Source organism: Pseudoalteromonas sp. SIMBA_162, from assembly GCF_046535955.1.
In the GTDB taxonomy this organism is placed as follows: Bacteria; Pseudomonadota; Gammaproteobacteria; order Enterobacterales; family Alteromonadaceae; genus Pseudoalteromonas; species Pseudoalteromonas marina.
Window position 1 is genome coordinate 1 of the sequence record NZ_JAWJBQ010000448.1, and the last position, 269, is coordinate 269.

The 269-nt window shown below is 59.9% G+C and carries 1 protein-coding gene; it reads left to right on the plus strand.

The annotated features are described in order from the left end of the window. Window positions 1-2: 2 nt before the first annotated feature. Window positions 3-269, plus strand: a 267-nt coding sequence (locus R0J88_RS20435; RefSeq protein WP_410900940.1) for an ATP-binding cassette domain-containing protein, incomplete at its 3' end; no start/stop codon positions are given.

Here is a 269-nt window from a genome sequence, read left to right on the forward strand (position 1 = left end):
TGATGGATCGCCTGGATATCACGCCTTTCGCCAATCAATTGTGCGCAGTGTTATCCAAAGGCTATCGGAGGCGTGTGGCACTTGCGATGGCGTTGACCCATGACCCGGACATCCTGCTGCTCGATGAGCCCACCGATGGGCTGGACCCGCTGCAGAAGGACAGCGTGCGCGCCTTCATTCGTGAGCTGGGTCGCGAGCGACTGATCATCGTCTCCACCCATCTGCTGGAGGAAGTGCCTCGCATCTGTGATCGCGTGCTGGTCATGGCC